The 16,884-nt window shown below is 32.7% G+C and carries 13 protein-coding genes; 10 read left to right on the top strand and 3 right to left on the bottom strand.

Annotated elements, in window-relative coordinates; genetic code table 11:
* Positions 1-2: 2 nt before the first annotated feature.
* Together gldI and Q0822_RS11905 are read left to right on the top strand one after the other, a co-directional pair.
* Complete coding sequence (gldI, locus tag Q0822_RS11900; RefSeq protein ID WP_299123883.1) at positions 3-536, top strand: gliding motility-associated peptidyl-prolyl isomerase GldI; 534 nt, start codon at positions 3-5, stop codon at positions 534-536.
* Positions 529-1,740, top strand: a complete 1,212-nt coding sequence (locus tag Q0822_RS11905; RefSeq protein WP_299123885.1) for a peptidylprolyl isomerase — start codon at positions 529-531, stop codon at positions 1,738-1,740. The genes gldI and Q0822_RS11905 overlap by 8 nt, the downstream gene beginning before the upstream one ends.
* Positions 1,741-1,800: 60 nt before the next feature.
* Here Q0822_RS11905 and Q0822_RS11910 read toward each other — a convergent pair whose 3' ends face one another.
* Entirely contained in the window at positions 1,801-3,264 is a 1,464-nt protein-coding gene (locus Q0822_RS11910) for an aminoacyl-histidine dipeptidase (protein WP_299123888.1), read from the bottom strand.
* A gap of 96 nt (positions 3,265-3,360) precedes the next feature.
* Here Q0822_RS11910 and Q0822_RS11915 point away from each other — a divergent pair, with 96 nt between their 5' ends.
* The 3 genes from Q0822_RS11915 (at position 3,361) to Q0822_RS11925 (ending at position 8,882) form a co-directional block, all read left to right on the top strand.
* Positions 3,361-4,428 (top strand): DUF3810 domain-containing protein, encoded by a 1,068-nt coding sequence (locus Q0822_RS11915; RefSeq protein ID WP_299123890.1) that lies wholly within the window; start codon positions 3,361-3,363, stop codon positions 4,426-4,428.
* 168 nt (positions 4,429-4,596) lie between these two features.
* Entirely contained in the window at positions 4,597-7,560 is a 2,964-nt protein-coding gene (locus Q0822_RS11920) for an amidohydrolase family protein (protein ID WP_299123892.1), read from the top strand.
* 11 nt (positions 7,561-7,571) lie between these two features.
* Complete coding sequence (locus Q0822_RS11925) at positions 7,572-8,882, top strand: amidohydrolase family protein (RefSeq protein ID WP_299123894.1); 1,311 nt, start codon at positions 7,572-7,574, stop codon at positions 8,880-8,882.
* 120 nt (positions 8,883-9,002) lie between these two features.
* On the opposite strand, the gene Q0822_RS11930 is transcribed toward Q0822_RS11925, so the two are convergent.
* Both Q0822_RS11930 and Q0822_RS11935 read right to left on the bottom strand, forming a co-directional pair.
* Positions 9,003-9,800 (bottom strand): DUF6503 family protein, encoded by a 798-nt coding sequence (locus Q0822_RS11930; RefSeq protein WP_299123896.1) that lies wholly within the window; start codon positions 9,798-9,800, stop codon positions 9,003-9,005.
* Between the two features lie 164 nt (positions 9,801-9,964).
* Positions 9,965-10,711, bottom strand: coding sequence for a hypothetical protein (locus tag Q0822_RS11935; protein ID WP_299123898.1), 747 nt, complete (start codon positions 10,709-10,711; stop codon positions 9,965-9,967).
* A gap of 329 nt (positions 10,712-11,040) precedes the next feature.
* Between Q0822_RS11935 and Q0822_RS11940 the strand changes: the two genes are divergently transcribed.
* From Q0822_RS11940 to Q0822_RS11960, 5 genes are all read left to right on the top strand, one after another.
* Positions 11,041-11,838 (top strand): RNA methyltransferase, encoded by a 798-nt coding sequence (locus Q0822_RS11940; protein WP_299123900.1) that lies wholly within the window; start codon positions 11,041-11,043, stop codon positions 11,836-11,838.
* Between the two features lie 3 nt (positions 11,839-11,841).
* Positions 11,842-13,074 carry a M48 family metallopeptidase gene (locus Q0822_RS11945; protein WP_299123903.1) on the top strand — a complete coding sequence of 411 codons (1,233 nt, stop codon included), beginning with the start codon at positions 11,842-11,844 and terminating at the stop codon, positions 13,072-13,074.
* Between the two features lie 55 nt (positions 13,075-13,129).
* Complete coding sequence (locus Q0822_RS11950) at positions 13,130-13,633, top strand: hypothetical protein (RefSeq protein ID WP_299123905.1); 504 nt, start codon at positions 13,130-13,132, stop codon at positions 13,631-13,633.
* A gap of 169 nt (positions 13,634-13,802) precedes the next feature.
* Complete coding sequence (locus Q0822_RS11955) at positions 13,803-14,324, top strand: hypothetical protein (RefSeq protein ID WP_299123907.1); 522 nt, start codon at positions 13,803-13,805, stop codon at positions 14,322-14,324.
* Positions 14,325-14,616: 292 nt separating this feature from the next.
* The gene (locus Q0822_RS11960; RefSeq protein ID WP_299123909.1) at positions 14,617-16,824 is read left to right on the top strand and encodes a RelA/SpoT family protein; all 2,208 of its coding nucleotides are present in this window, start codon (positions 14,617-14,619) and stop codon (positions 16,822-16,824) included.
* The last annotated feature ends 60 nt before the right edge of the window (positions 16,825-16,884 follow it).

The raw sequence follows: 16,884 nt of genomic DNA on the forward strand, positions 1-16,884 counted from the left end.
AAATGAAAAACCTACTACTTCTTATAACAGTATTACTGCTATGTTTTAGCTGTAAATCTCCAGAGGCTAGAATGCCCGAATCTGTTCATTCTGGTTCGTTTTTAAAAGAATCAGCAGAACGAAATAGAAAGCTTAACGAATTAGAACGTGGGCAAATTGAATCCATAATAAAAAGCAATCCAGAAAAAAACTACATCGCCTCTGAAAGTGGTTTTTGGTATTATTATGATAACCAAATTGAAAGTGACACGGTTCAACCAAAATTTGGTGATATTGTTGATTTCGACTTTAATGTTTCAAATATTTCTGGTACTGAAATCTATTCAAAAGAAAACAAAACTTATGTCATGGATAAGGAAGAATTATTCACAGGTTTACGAGAAGGTTTAAAATTAATGAAACCTACCGAAAGTGTAACCTTTATTTTTCCATCTCAAAAGGCCTATGGCTACTATGGCGATGAAAATAAAATTGGAACTAACATTCCTTTAATTTGTGAAGTAACTTTAAACACTATAACCCAAAACAATGATTAAAAATGCACTTACAACATTAGTTGTATTATTAGTCTTGGCGAGCACATCTTGTCAAGAACGTTATCCAGATTTAGAAGATGGTATTTATGCCGAATTTGTAACCAATAAAGGTACAATGGTTGCAAAATTATTTTATGATAAAGTTCCTGTAACTGTTGCCAATTTTGTAGCATTAGCTGAAGGTAATCATCCAATGGCTGAAGAAAAGTTTCAAGGAAAACCATTCTATGACAGTGTTACTTTCCATAGAGTAATAGATAAATTTATGATACAAGGTGGAGATCCAACTGCTAGCGGTAGTGGTACACCTGGATATAGATTTGCTGCCGATTTTAGTCCAGAACTAAGACATAATAAACCAGGCATACTATCTATGGCAAATAGTGGAGGTATTAATACTAATGGTAGTCAATTTTTTATAATGGAAGTGCCTTGGCCAAGCTTAGATGCATTTGATGCACAAGGCAACATGAAGCCCTGTGATCAGCCGAGAGTAAGTTGTCACTCTGTTTTTGGTGAGCTTGTAAAAGGTATTGAAGTACAAGATTCCATTTCTAACGTAAAAGTTGTAAACCCAGCAGCCAGAAACCATAAACCTGTAGAAGATGTGGTTATCACAAAATTAAATATTATAAGAAAAGGAAAAGCTGCTAAATCTTTTGATGCGCCAAAGGTGTTTAGTGAAGAAATGCCGAAAGTAGAGGAGAATATTAGAAAAAATAAAGAAGAGGCACAAAAAGCGGTTAAGGCAAAAGCTGATCTTGCCAAACAAGAATGGTTGAAAAGTAATACAGAACTAACTGGACGCCGCATAGAATCACCAACAGGTATGGCTATGATTTTCACAAACGAAAGTAATGGTGTTACTCCTAAATCTACTGACAGAGTAAATATTGATTGTGCTGGTTATTTTGAAGATGGCACGTTATTTTGGACTACTTGGAAAGAGATAGCTCAGAAAAATGGTAAATATGATGAAAGACAAGAACAACAAGGAGGTTATGCTCCTTTTGATATGCCATATAATGAAACCGCAACTTTAGTACCTGGTTTTAGGGAAGCTATGCTGAATATGAAAATTGGAGATAAAGCTCGTGTGTTTATTCCTTACTATTTAGGTTATGGAGAAAGTGGAAGACAACCATTAATTCCTGGTAATACTAACCTTGTATTTGATATTCAACTTACAAGTATTAAAAAATAAAAATATAATTTCATAAACATAAAAAGCAGCCTATGGCTGCTTTTTATGTTATATAATGAATTAAGCTTTAGGGATATTTTTTAATATTTCTAAAACAAATTCCCAATACTTTTTTGCTGAAGAAATCTGAGCACGTTCATCTGGTGAATGTGCTCCTTTAATATTTGGTCCAAAACTAATCATATCCATATCAGGATAGTTCTGTCCAAGAATTCCACATTCTAAACCTGCATGACAAGCTGCTACGTGAGGCTTTTCGCCATTATTCAATCGCTCATAAATAGGCACCATTACTTTTAAAATAGCAGAATCCATATTTGGTGCCCAACCCGGATAATCACCTGAGAATTCAACCTCGCAACCTGTCAGCTCAAAAGTTGCGCGCAAAGTATTAGCTAAATCTAGTTTAGAACTTTCAACGGAACTACGTGTTAAGCAACCAACTTTAATATGACCATCTTTTACAATAACTCTCGCAATATTGTTGGATGTTTCAACCAAATCTTTAATATCTGGACTCATTCTATACACACCATTACAAGCTGCATACAACGCTCTTGTAATACCTTCCTGCACGCCTAAATCCATTATTTTACTTGGAGTATCTGTTTTTGAAACTATAATTTCCAATTCAGGCTCCATAGTTTTAAATTCAGTTTTAATAGTTGAGGCTAGTGTTTTCATTTCAGCTTCAAAGGCTTCTTCATGCACAGCATCAATAACAACAGTTGCATTGCTTTCTCTAGGTATGGCATTTCTTAAGCTTCCTCCATCAATCTCTGATATACGCAATCCAAAATTTTCGAAACCATCAAATAATAAACGATTCATTATTTTATTTGCATTTCCTAGCCCTTCATGGATTTGCATACCAGAATGGCCACCTTGCAAACCTTTTACAGTTATTGAATAGCCGATCTTAAATTCAGGTGTTTCTTCCTCTTTATATCCGCGCGTAGCAGTAACATCTACTCCACCAGCACAACCTACTCCAATTTCATCATCTTCTTCTGTATCTAAGTTTAAGAGAATCTTACCTTTAAGTAACCCTCCTTTTAGACCCATAGCACCTGTCATCCCTGTTTCTTCGTCAATAGTAAATAAAGCTTCAAGAGCAGGATGCGCAATCGTATCGCTTTCTAAAACAGCCATAATTGTTGCCACACCAAGACCATTGTCAGCACCAAGAGTTGTTCCTTTTGCTTTTACCCAGTCATCTTCAATATACATTTCTATGCCTTGTGTATCAAAATCGAAAACCGTATCATTATTCTTTTGATGTACCATATCTAAATGCGATTGCATAACAATAGATTTACGGTCTTCCATACCTTTAGTTGCTGGCTTACGAATAATGACATTACCAACCTCATCTTCTATAGTTTCTAAACCTAGTTTTTCACCAAAGTCTTTCATGAATTGAATCACACGTTCTTCCTTTTTAGAAGGTCGAGGCACAGCATTTAAATCTGCAAAATTATTCCATAATTCTTTTGGTTCTAAGGCTCTAATTTCTGAACTCATATATCTTTATTTTGTTATTGCAAATTTACAAAATACTAGCTACTATTTTTTATCATTCTAAACTTGTTTCAGAATCTCTTTTCTTATTTTTGAAACATGCGTATAAACAAAAAGCTAGGTCTTGTTATTTTTCTTGGAGTTCAAATTATTGCCATTGCAATATTGAAAAATTACCCTGAGTTTGTTGAACAATTCTATAGTAATGGAATTTACGTTTTCTTATCTAAACTAATGCGTTATGTTTTTGGATGGCTACCGTTTTCTGTTGGTGATGTTTTTTACACTTTAGCTAGTATTTATCTTATCAGATGGTTTTTTATAAACCGAAAACGCGTTGTTAAAGACACTTTAAATTGGTTATTAGATATTGGTGCAACATTATCAGTTGTATATTTTGCCTTTCATATACTTTGGGCTTTTAACTATTACAGGCAACCACTTTATAAATCATTAAATATTGAAGCTGAATACTCTACTGAACAATTACTTTCATTTACAGAAAAACTTATAGCAAAATCGAATATAATTCATAATAAACTTGCCCAAAATGATACTGTAAAAGTTGAATTCCCATTCACAAAATCTGAAATTTTTGATAAAGTAAAAAACGGTTACGAGATACTTTCAGTAGAATATCCCCATTTGGATTATCAACCAAAAAGTATTAAAAAATCCATTTACAGTATTCCATTAACCTATATGGGATTTTCAGGTTATTTGAATCCATTTACTAATGAAGCGCAGGTTGATGCTTTAATTCCCACTTACAAGTTCCCAACAACATCATGTCATGAAGTTGCTCATCAGTTAGGTTATGCTGCAGAAAATGAAGCTAATTTTATTGGAAGTTTAGCTGCTATACATAACGAAGATATTTATTTTAAATACTCAGGTTACACGTTTGCGCTCAGACATAGTTTAGCCGAATTATATAAGAGAGATTCGGAAGCGTATTATAAAATACTAGAAACCGTAAATAAAGGGATTATTAAAAACTACCTAGAAGTTCAGGATTTTTGGATGGCTTACAGAAACCCTTTAGAGCCTGTTTTTAAAAAAACATTTGATAATTTTCTAAAGGCAAATAATCAATCTAACGGAATGAAAAGTTATAATTATGTGGTGGCACTTTATGTCAATTATTATCAGGATAAAGAACTGTGAATATATCATAATCTCAGGTTGAGCGCAGTCTAAACCTATAATATGATAGACTTTTCGACTTTAGTGAGATGGCATACCGTTAATCTTGAAACGTTAAAATATTCAAATTAAATTCTTCTTAGAGCTATAATTCCTATCTTTAAGAAGTTAATTAACCAATCCAATTTTATGATAAAATTACATTTACGGCTGCTCATTTTTATGTGCAGTTTTTCGCTATTCGCGCAAGATTACTTTCCTAGTAATTCTGGAGTCAAATCGAAAAATTCAAATTACACAGCATTCACAAATGCTACGATTCATGTTTCACCAACCGAAGTTATAGAAAACGGAACCCTCTTAATCAAAGAAGGGAAAGTTGTTGGTGTTGGAAATTCTGTAAATATTCCGAAGAATACAACAAAAGTTGACCTTTCTGGTAAAAGTATTTACCCATCATTTATTGATATGTACACCACATTTGGTGTAAAAAAACCTAAACGAGGTGGAAATGGACCACAATACGGAGCAAGTCGCAGTGGTTTTTATTGGAATGACCATATCATGCCAGAACAAGATGTGATGGCTAGTTTTAAATATGATTCTAAATCAGCTTCCGAAATGCACAAACTAGGTTTTGGAGTTGTCAATACACATATGCCAGATGGTATTGTTCGTGGAACAGGAGCTTTGATTGCACTCAATAATAATGCTGATAATTCAATGCGAGTTGTAGATGGCGAATCTTCTCAACAGTTATCATTTAGCAAAAGTGTTACATCACGTCAAAGATATCCATCTTCTATTATGGGAAGCATGGCATTACTGCGCCAAATGTATAATGATGCAAAATGGTATAGCGGAGGAAATGTTGATACGAAAGATTTATCATTAGAAGCTTTAAATAAGAATAAAAATCTCATCCAAATTTTTGAAGCTGGTAGTAGAGCAAATCTATTACGCGCTGATAAGGTTGGTGATGCTTTTAATATTCAATATACCATCGTTGGTGGTGGTGACGAATACGAACGTATCAATGAAGTTAAAAAAACCAACGCAACAATTATTCTACCTATAAACTTTCAACTGGCTTATGATGTTGATAACCCTTTTTTAGCAAGTACATTATCTCTAAGCGATATGCGTTCATGGAATCAAGAACCACACAACCCAAAAATACTAGCAGAAAACGGAATTAATTTCGCATTAACGACTCATGGTTTAAAGTCTAAAAAATCCTTTAAATCTAACTTAATGAAAGCTATTGAAAGTGGACTTTCAAAACAAAAAGCCTTAGAGGCATTAACAACAATTCCTGCTAAACTATTAGGAAAATCAGACATTTTAGGAACATTAAAAACGGGAAGTTATGCCAATTTTTTGATTACTGATGGAGATATTTTTAAGGAGAAAACTAAGCTCTACGAAAACTGGGTTCAAGGTACACCTCATGTTATTACAGATATGGATACTAAAGATATTGATGGTGATTACACATTTAAATTAGCTGGTGATAATTATAAACTTTCAATATCAGGAAGTACAGATAAACCTAAAGCAAAATTAGAATCTGGAGATAAAAGCTTAGGTACTAAAATGAGTTATAAAAATGATTGGATCAACCTCACATTTAAAACCGCAGACAGTACTAAAAAAGAGTATATAAGAATTGCTGCTCATACAGGCAGTGGAAAAAGTTTAAATGGTAAAGCCACATTACCAAATGGTAACGACTTATCTTTTTATGCTAACAAGGAACCAGAAATATTAGAAACTAAATCTGGTGTTGATGGAAAAGTTAAAATTCCACCAACAATGAAACCAGTAACTTATCCGAATATGGCTTATGGATTTACAGAAAAACCTAAATCAGAAACTTTACTGTTTAAGAATGCCACAGTTTGGACAAACGAAATAGATGGCATTTTGGTGAATACAGATGTCCTGATTAAAGACGGAAAAATTTCAAAAATTGGAAAAGATTTATCAGATAGAAATGCAAAAGTAATTGATGCTTCAGGTAAACATATCACTGCTGGCATTATTGACGAACATTCACATATTGCCGCAGCATCAATAAACGAAGGCGGTCAAAACTCTTCTGCAGAAGTAACTATTGAAGATGTCATAGATGATGAAGATATCGATGTTTATAGAAATTTAGCTGGTGGTGTAACTTCAATTCAGATTTTGCATGGCTCGGCAAATCCAATTGGTGGTCGTTCTGCCATTATAAAATTAAAATGGGGTGCATCTGCGGATGATTTGATTTATGATAATTCTCCAAAATTTATCAAGTTTGCTTTGGGTGAAAACGTTAAGCAATCACGTAGTAGTACTAATTCACGTTTCCCACAATCGAGAATGGGAGTTGAGCAAGTTTACATGGACTACTTTAGTAGAGCCAAAGCTTATGACCAACTTAAGAAAAGTGGAAAGCCTTATCGTAAAGATGCCGAAATGGAAGTCTTGGTTGAAATTCTGAATAAAGAGCGCTTTATTTCGTGTCATTCATATGTACAGAGTGAAATTAATATGTTGATGAAAGTTGCAGAGAGATTCAATTTTAACATTAATACGTTTACTCACATTCTTGAAGGTTATAAGGTTGCGGACAAAATGAAGGAACACGGAGTTGGAGGTTCAACTTTTAGTGATTGGTGGGCTTATAAGTATGAAGTTAATGATGCGATTCCTTTTAATGCAGCTATTATGCATAATGCTGGTGTAACTGTTGCTATTAATAGTGATGATGCAGAAATGTCTCGTCGTATAAACCAAGAAGCTGCAAAATCTGTAAAGTATGGTGGTATTAGCGAAGAAGAAGCATGGAAGTTTGTGACTTTAAATCCAGCAAAATTATTGCACTTAGATGACAGAGTTGGCAGTCTTAAAGTAGGTAAAGATGCTGATGTGGTGTTATGGTCGGATCATCCATTATCTGTTTATGCTAAAGCTGAAAAAACCATTATTGAAGGGGTTACTTATTTCGATTTAGCTAGGGACAAACAAATGCGAGAAGCTATTATGGAAGAAAAAAGTGAACTTATAAATTTGATGCTTCAAGACAAAAACAAAGGCTTAAAAACACAGCCTGTTAAGAAAAAAGAAAAAGAACTGTTGCACTGCGACTCAATAGATTTACACAACTAAAATATTTAGACATGAAAACATTAAATAAAATATATAGCCTAATATTTCTATTGTGTTTAACATTAGGATTTGCACAACAAACACCTGCACCAAAGCAAACCAAAGATTTTGCTATTGTTGGTGCTACTGCTCATATTGGTAATGGAACTGTTATTGAAAACAGTACTATAATTGTAAGTGATGGAAAAATAATTACTATAGGACCAGAAGCTTCTACTCCAGTGACCAAACAAGCAATGGATATCATTGATGCCAAAGGCAAACATGTTTATCCAGGATTTATTGTTTCTAATGGCACCTTAGGTTTAGTAGAAGTCGATGCTGTAAAAGCCTCAAATGACCTTTCAGAATTAGGAACTTTTAATCCCCATATTAGAAGTATTATTGCTTATAATGCCGAATCAAAAATTGTAGAATCTATGCGTCCAAATGGTGTTCTCCTTGGGCAAGTTGTACCAAGAGGTGGACGTATATCTGGCACATCGTCTATTGTTCAATATGATGCCTGGAACTGGGAAGATGCTGCTATTAAGACAGATGATGGTATTCATATCAATTGGCCAAGTAGTTTTAGTCGTGGACGTTGGTGGTTAGGAGAAGATCCTGGATTAAAACCTAATAAGAACTATGATAAACAAGTTAAAGAATTAGTAGATTATATGAATGAATCTAAGAGCTATAACAAAGGTGGTAAAGATGAAAGTCATTTACCATTTGAAGCCTTAGCAGGATTATTTGATGGATCAAAGCGTTTATACATCAATGTCGATGATGAAAAAGGGATTACTGATGCTGTCAATTTTGCAAAAGAACAAGGCATTAATAATATTACCATTGTTGGTGCTTACCAAGCTGGGAATCTTACTAATTTCTTAAAGCAAAACAATGTGTCAGTATTTTTAAGACGCGTACATACTAGGCCAGAGATGGAAGACGATGATTACGATTTACCGTTCAAGCTAGCTAAAAAACTAGTTGATGCTGGTATTTTAGTGTCGCTAGAGCCAAGTGGACAAATGGAGCGTATGAACTCTCGTAACCTTCCTTTTTATGCCGGTACAACAGTTGCTCATGGTCTAACTAAAGAACAAGCATTACAGTTAATTACCGAAAATGCTGCCAAAATTATGGGCATTGATGATTTGTACGGAACTTTAGAAGTTGGTAAAAGTGCTACACTTTTCATCAGCGAAGGAGATGCCTTAGATATGCGTACCAATCAATTATCACATGCTTTTATTGATGGTAGAAACCTGAGTTTAGAAACACATCAAACTGAACTTTGGAAACGGTATTCTGAAAAGTATAATCAGCAAGATTAAAATAAAAAAAGCGAGCCAATTGGCTCGCTTTTTTATTCATACTGTGTCAATCTGAACTTGTTTCAGATTCTTATTTATAGCATAGATTCTGAAATAAATTCAGAATGACATTATATAGACTTATTCAATTAGTTTAGCACCTTCTTGCATCATAAATATGTCCTTTTTTGGAGCATCTTCAGAAAGTGTAACATCTAAAAATTCAACTGTATTTCGTAATTCTATAGGAGTATTGTTTTCATATGTATACCAACTAATACTTTTTGGTAATACCAAACCATTAATGGTTTGCCAGTCATTGTATCTGATATATTTAAAGTTTTTACTCTTTCCGTCTTTACCAAAAGTCACCGTATAACTCAGCCATTCCATTTGTGCAGTTTCAGCATCATAATAAACAACATATTGATCATCTGGTGATACTCCCACTCCAGCCTCGTAAGAAATTAAAATTCCTGGATAGGTTTTACCTTCAAAAGTCAGTGGTTCTGTATCTTCATATATAATTCCTTGATCACCAACTATAAAGGGCATGGCATAGAAATACATCATCAAACCTTTGTAGAATCTCGCATTCCCTTTATATTCATTTCCATCTTTTTCATTCACCCAAAGTTGATTTCCATCATAACCCATTGTGTATGTTGGAGTATCTATAAGTTCTGCTCTGGTTTTTAAATCTGTGGTCGTCACTTCTTTACCATTTGGTTTTTCCATAGTAAAGGATAGCGTTTGCATTTTATTCCAATTATCTATTCCTCCATGGGCATCGAATACTTTGGTAATAGATTCTGGATAAATGCTTGTCGTAATATCTTCTTTAGAAAAATCTTCTACAATAGTTGATTCTGTTTTTGATTCATTTTTACATGCCGTGATTAAAATTGTAAATAAAAATAACAATGCTATTTTTTTCATAATATGATTTTTTAGTTGATGTTTTTGGACGAAATAAAATAGAACTTATTACAAAAGAATGTGAAATAATGAGATTTACGACTTCAAACTTAAAGACTCCTTCAAGACAAATTAACTAAACTACATTAAAACTTTATTCTTAAAATAACTGGATTCTTAGAAAACTATTCAGACTTCGATTCATACGTCGCTAAATCCTTAGAGTTATAGATTGGTGAGACGTTAAAGAATTTTGATTTTTTAGACTTATAATACTTACGGTTTTTAAGTTGCTTTTGCATAAATTTTGATTTGTCATACACTTCGTAAACTTTCAATTTATTATATCTTCCGTATTTAGTCTTCAATTCTAATTCAATTTTAGAAATTAAGTCTTGAATCTCGTCAATATATTTTAAGCCCATTGTTTTTCCAGATGAAAATTGAGAATTATTCTCATATACAACCCAATACATTTTATTTTCTTTAAGTAAATACTTATCTGAATTCTGGTCAGGTTTTGAGACATTCTCATCTGTAATTATAACTTTTTCTGAATCATGGCTGTCTTTAGTCTCAGTATCATTCAAAATTTCATTTATATCCAGTTTTTTTTCCATATACATAACAATCCAGTCCCTACCTACCTTTGCTTGGATAACATAATTACCAATAGCTAACTTTTTAAGGTCAACTTTTACTTTAATAGTATCAACTTCTATCGTCTCTAAATAGTCGTCATTTAGTATATCTACTTGTTGTATCGGTTTTCTCCCACTTTCTAATATTAGACTATCTCCACTTTTATTTAGCTTTTGTACTAAATTTAATTTACGGGCAGCATAACTCGTATTTTCATGAAACGTAATTTCTTGACCATAAGAAAATATGGTTGTTAATAAGAGTACTAGGAAGCAATAACCCTTTATCATTATTCTTTATTAATGTATTACAAATTTATATCTATATGCTACTAGAATTAGGCTCTATTGATTTAAATTTTGATTTATCTAAGTGTAAAAAGTAATGAATCAATAAATCAACACAAACCTTAATATCGTGGTCTTGGTCACATTATTTTAATACAACATAAATGATGCCAATGTTGCTCATAAATTCAGATATTCTTTCATATGAAATCTAAAGTATTAGTTCCAAAATAGGTTTGATGAAGAAATCACCCTAAAATATGACGTAAATTCATAACTTTAGCTTCGCTTATAAACCACCAAATAACGACTAGGTTTAATCAATATTAAATATGCACAAAATTATTTCGAGTACGCAAAACTCGTTAGTAAAACAATTCGTTCTGCTAAAAGAAAAATCGCGAGAACGTAAAAAGTCTAATCTATTCTTAATTGAAGGAAAACGCGAGTTATCCCTTGCGATAAAAGGCGGTTATAAGATTGAAACCTTATTATTCTTTCCTGATTTATTCTCTGAAAGTGAGGCTAAAGCCATGAGCGCATATGGAATTGAAATCATAGAAATCTCAAAAGAAGTCTTTCAAAAGTTGGCTCACCGCGATACTACTGAAGGAGTCATAGCAGTAGTAAAATCAAAAACCCACCAGCTCGAAGATTTAAAACTAAAATCTAAGAACCCATTAATTTTAGTTGCAGAAGCACCTGAAAAACCAGGTAATATTGGAGCACTACTTCGTACAGCAGATGCCGCTAACGTAGAAGCTGTAGTTATTGCCAATCCAAAATCAGATTTATATAATCCTAACATTATTCGTTCTAGTATTGGTTGTGTGTTTACAACAGAAGTTATAATGGCTAGCTCTGAGGATGTAATCGCATTTCTAAAAAAATACAATTTCAAAATTTTTTCTGCTATTTTACAAGAATCAGAGCCTTACCACTTGCAAGATTACACATTACCCACAGCTATAGTAGTTGGTACAGAAGCTACAGGTTTAACCCAGGAATGGCGAGATGCAGCAACAAAAAACGTAAGTATACCAATGCAAGGTGTTATAGATTCTATGAATGTTTCTGTTGCCGCAGGAATTCTTATTTTTGAAGCTAAGCGACAACGCGATTTTAAATAAAATATGAAAGCAGAAACCCTATTCTATATAATCATCGGAATCATTGTAATTAACTTCATAAAAGATAAGATTCTTAACACGATAAATGCAAAACACTTTAACGATCCAATCCCTGAAGAATTAAACGATGTTTACGACCAAGATGAATATAAAAAATCACAAGCCTATAAAGCCACAAATTATAAATTTGGTATTTGGACATCTTTGTTTTCCTTAATATTGACCTTAGGTTTTCTATTTTTTGATGGTTTTGAATATGTCGATAACATTGCCAGAAGCTATTCTGATAAACCAATTGTAATTGCTTTAGTTTTCTTTGGTATTATAATGATAGCCAGCGACATTATAACAACACCTTTTGGGTATTACAAAACTTTTGTGATTGAAGAAAAATTCGGCTTTAATAAAACTACAAAAAAGTTATTCCTTTTAGATAAGCTAAAAGGCTTAGTAATGATGGCTGGTATAGGTGGTGGCATCATTGCACTTATTATTTGGTTTTATCAGCTTACAGGAAATCAGTTTTGGCTCTATGCTTGGGGAATCGTGACCGTATTCACAGTATTTATGAATATGTTTTATTCCAAACTCATTGTACCTTTATTTAATAAGCAAACACCATTAGAAGAAGGTGATTTACGCAATAAAATCTCAGATTACGCTAAGTCTGTTGGGTTTAGTTTGAAAAAGATTTTTATCATTGATGGTTCAAAACGAAGTACCAAAGCTAATGCCTATTTCTCTGGTTTTGGAAGTGAAAAACGTGTAACACTTTACGATACCCTAGTGAACGATTTAGACGATGAAGAAATCGTTGCTGTTTTAGCACATGAGGTTGGGCATTATAAAAGAAACCATATTATTTTTAATTTAATAACCTCTATACTACTCACAGGATTAACCTTATACATCTTATCGCTATTCATTTCTAAACCATTACTATCTAATGCCATTGGCGTAGAAACACCAAGTTTTCATGTTGGTTTAATTGCTTTTGGATTACTCTACTCGCCTATTTCTGAGATAACTGGATTAGTAATGAATTACGTCTCACGTGTTTTTGAATACCAAGCCGATGACTATGCTAAAAACACCTACAAAGCTGAACCTCTAATTACCTCATTAAAAAAACTCTCTAAAAATAGTTTAAGCAATTTAACACCTCATAAAGCCTATGTGTTTATGCATTATTCACATCCTACACTTTTGGAACGGGTTAAGAATTTAAGGAAGTAACTACTATGTCCCATATTAAGAGCTAAATTTTAAATGATATATATGACAAATTAGGTTGAACAGATTTAAAACTCCAATAACTAATATTATAATTAAGATTCCAGTAATTATTATTGCAATACTAATATTTATCCGTGACTATAATTCTCTAAAAGATTATTTTGAACTTACAGGAAATAATAATTCATTAACAGATTGTTTGCAGGTCATCTTTACCACGTCAATCTTCAGGACGTCATTTTTAATGCTAATTCCTTTAATTGGAATCTTTTTGAAATCGAAAATTGGCTGGCTTTTAATACTTTCCTTTTATTATTTGTTTTTAATTACAATCTTATATACTGGTTTTGAGACTGAATTTGAACGTGATGGAACAATAGTAATTCTGTTTTTTATCTTTATATTACCTATCGTATTCATTGGAGTTATGAATAACGAGGACAATACTAATGTATATGATATCAATCGAAGTGAATTACTAAAAATGAACATTGCCTCAATTACAATTGCATTAATAGAATTAGCTATAATTCTATTTTTAAATCTTACACAGTCATAGTTGTACTAATTAGCAACACCTATATACTTTCAAACGCTTTTAGAACGTATTCTTAATTTGAAGAATTAAAGCTTGACTTTCTAAAAAAAATCAACGAACTTCGTTAACGTCTGATATAAGTCATTGAAACGGACTCATATCACTAAGTTAGCCATAATTAAACACAGCTGTGACGTATAAAGAAATCAAAAATAAATTAGACAATAGTGATTTTGTTTTTTATTATCATTATTTCTATGGCTTTTCTGAAAAGATGTGTGAGTATACTTTTTTTATTAATAGTAATTTTAATTTTGATTTAATATTAAAATTTTATGAGAAGCCAATTGATTTCTCAAAGGAACTGTCAAATGATATAAGAGATTATAGAAGACAACTTTATTTAAATTGTAAAACACCAGAAGTTATAAGACATAGGCTAAAATATATATTGGACAATTCATTTGAACTAAAAGACTCATATTTGAAAAAATCTGAAATTGGTAAATATTCTTCATCTGACGCCGTTGAAAAAAGCTCATACATAAATCATAAGAATGGAAAATTCTCAATAAATTTAGGAGATGGGTTTGATCGAAATTTAATAATTACAAATGCAGAAATTGATTTTATGGAATTAGTGAAAATCGTTCATAAATGGATAGACGAAATTTCTGATGATTTAATGAAATATTACGGTTACACGAAATGAAATAGAATAGAATAACTATGGCTAACAACGTGTATAGTTCATTGCTCGGAAATTCCTAATCGGAATTTCTGTCGCTTCTGAACAATGGGTTCCTGTTTATTTGCTAACTTAGAGCAAACGCAACGAAACCATACACGAACACGTTAACGAAAGATCTGTCAAAGACTTTTTTATAATATTTCACTAAACACTAAAACTTACAAAACCTACCATTCCACGAAATTTCAAATAATTTTGAAATAAGCTTTAAAATTACATTGTTCATTTACAACCAATTCACTACTTTAGTTCTATGACTGAGGAAGCCATAGAAAAGGAAAATAAAGCTATCGCAAAAGCTTACAAAGAGTTACTTAAGGTAAGCTATCAAACTTTGAGTACTGACGATAAAAAATTGATTCGTCATGCTTTTGAGGTTGCATTAGATGCGCACAAAGACCAGCGTCGTAAGTCTGGTGAGGCTTATATTTTTCATCCTCTAGCTGTTGCGAGAATTGTAGCAAAAGAAATTGGTTTAGATGCCACCTCAATTGCTGCGGCTTTATTACACGATGTTGTAGAAGACAATCCAAATTACACTATTGCTGATATAGAGCAACTATTTGGTGAAACCGTTGCCAGAATTGTGGATGGTCTTACCAAAATTTCTTCATTAAAGAAAGATATGGATGTCTCACTTCAAGCTGAGAATTTTCGAAAAATGCTTCTTACATTAAATGATGATGTAAGAGTTATTATTATAAAAATCGCAGATCGTTTGCACAACATGCAGACTATGGATTCTATGCGAGCAGATAAGCAAGTCAAAATTGCTTCAGAAACGTTATACATTTATGCACCTCTTGCACACAGAATTGGACTTTATAATATAAAAACCGAACTTGAAGACTTAGGGCTTAAATACACAGAACCTGAGGTATATAATGACATCTTAGAAAAAATACAAGAAAGCAAAGAAGAGCAAGACGAATACATTAAATCATTTTCTAAGGTCATTGAAAAAACCTTGGACAAAGAAGGTTTAAACTATGAAATTAAAGGACGACCAAAATCAATTTTCAGCATTAGACGAAAAATGATTAAACAAGGTGTTTCTTTTGATGAAGTCTATGATAAGTTTGCTGTTCGTATTGTTTATAAGTCTGATCTAGAGAACGAAAAATTTCTGGCTTGGAAAATTTATTCTGTAGTTACAGATCACTTTACCCCAAACCCAATTAGGCTTAGAGATTGGATTTCTTCTCCTAAATCAACGGGTTATGAGGCGCTACATATTACTGTTGTAGGACCTAAAAGTCGCTGGGTCGAAGTTCAGATTCGTAGTGAGCGTATGAACGAAATTGCTGAGAAAGGCTATGCTGCGCATTACAAATACAAAAATAAGGACGATAAAGAAGATAATCTCGATCTGTGGATAAATCGCCTCCAAGAAGCCTTAGAAAACAACGAAGCAGATGCTGTTGATTTTGTAGAACAGTTTAAACTCAATTTATATTCCAAAGAAATTTTTGTGTTTTCACCAAAAGGGGATTTAAAATCACTTCCTAAAGGTGCAACTCCGCTAGACTTTGCTTTTAGTATTCACACAGAAGTGGGCATGAAAACACGTGGTGCGAAGGTCAATGGAAAATTGATGCCTTTGAGTCACGAATTGCAAAGTGGTGATCGTGTGGAGATTATGACCTCTGAAAGTGCCAAACCAAATGCTAATTGGTTGGACTATGCAACTACAGCAAGAGCACGAAGTAAGATTAAATCCGCATTAAACGCAGACACAAAAGAAATTGCTGAAGAAGGAAAGGAAATTTTAAGACGTAAGCTAAAACAGCTCAAAATTACATTGAATGAAAGTTCAGTGAATGAGATGGTTAATTATTTTAAACTGAGCACCTCATTAGATTTATTTTATCGTGTAGGTATTGGCACTATTGATAACAAAAAATTAAAAGCTTTTGCATCTTCTCGTAGCAACATGTTTGTTAGTTATTTAAAAAATAAAATTTATAAGCCTACTGCACCAAAAGATATTCATAAAGAAGAGATAACTTCTAAATATGATATGCTAGTTTTCGGAAAAGAAGAAGACAAACTAGACTACTCTTTAGCAAATTGTTGCAACCCTATTCCAGGCGATCAAGTGTTTGGTTTTGTAACAGTTAATGAAGGTATAAAAGTGCATAAAAAGAACTGCCCAAATGCAGTGAGTTTACAATCTAATTATGCTTATAGAATTATGCAGGCTAAATGGATTGATTCTAGTCAACAGGTATATAAATCACAGATAACCTTATCTGGAATTGATAATCTAGGGTTAGTTAACGATATCACTAAACTGATCTCTGAAAACATGCACGTTAACATGAAGAGTATAAGTTTTTCTAGTGATGATGGTGTATTTACTGGTAAAATCACGGTTGAAGTGAACAATCAAACCTTGTTGAAAAAACTTATTAATAATTTAAAAAAGATTAATGGTATTGATAAGGTCACTAGAGTTTGATTCTGTTTTTTAAGAGTTATAAACACTATTGAAAAGTTGTTCATTTCTTTTCTCTTAATC

The sequence above is a fragment of the uncultured Winogradskyella sp. genome, assembly GCF_947496485.1.
Taxonomy (GTDB): domain Bacteria; phylum Bacteroidota; class Bacteroidia; order Flavobacteriales; family Flavobacteriaceae; genus Winogradskyella.

Excerpts from the sequence above, each read along its gene's own strand:
- gldI (WP_299123883.1), top strand. The coding sequence starts at position 3 with ATGAAAAACCTACTACTTCTTATAACAGTATTACTGCTATGTTTTAGC.
- Q0822_RS11905 (WP_299123885.1), top strand. The coding sequence starts at position 529 with ATGATTAAAAATGCACTTACAACATTAGTTGTATTATTAGTCTTGGCG.
- Q0822_RS11910 (WP_299123888.1), bottom strand. The coding sequence starts at position 3,264 with ATGAGTTCAGAAATTAGAGCCTTAGAACCAAAAGAATTATGGAATAAT.
- Q0822_RS11915 (WP_299123890.1), top strand. The coding sequence starts at position 3,361 with ATGCGTATAAACAAAAAGCTAGGTCTTGTTATTTTTCTTGGAGTTCAA.
- Q0822_RS11920 (WP_299123892.1), top strand. The coding sequence starts at position 4,597 with ATGATAAAATTACATTTACGGCTGCTCATTTTTATGTGCAGTTTTTCG.
- Q0822_RS11925 (WP_299123894.1), top strand. The coding sequence starts at position 7,572 with ATGAAAACATTAAATAAAATATATAGCCTAATATTTCTATTGTGTTTA.
- Q0822_RS11930 (WP_299123896.1), bottom strand. The coding sequence starts at position 9,800 with ATGAAAAAAATAGCATTGTTATTTTTATTTACAATTTTAATCACGGCA.
- Q0822_RS11935 (WP_299123898.1), bottom strand. The coding sequence starts at position 10,711 with ATGATAAAGGGTTATTGCTTCCTAGTACTCTTATTAACAACCATATTT.
- Q0822_RS11940 (WP_299123900.1), top strand. The coding sequence starts at position 11,041 with ATGCACAAAATTATTTCGAGTACGCAAAACTCGTTAGTAAAACAATTC.
- Q0822_RS11945 (WP_299123903.1), top strand. The coding sequence starts at position 11,842 with ATGAAAGCAGAAACCCTATTCTATATAATCATCGGAATCATTGTAATT.
- Q0822_RS11960 (WP_299123909.1), top strand. The coding sequence starts at position 14,617 with ATGACTGAGGAAGCCATAGAAAAGGAAAATAAAGCTATCGCAAAAGCT.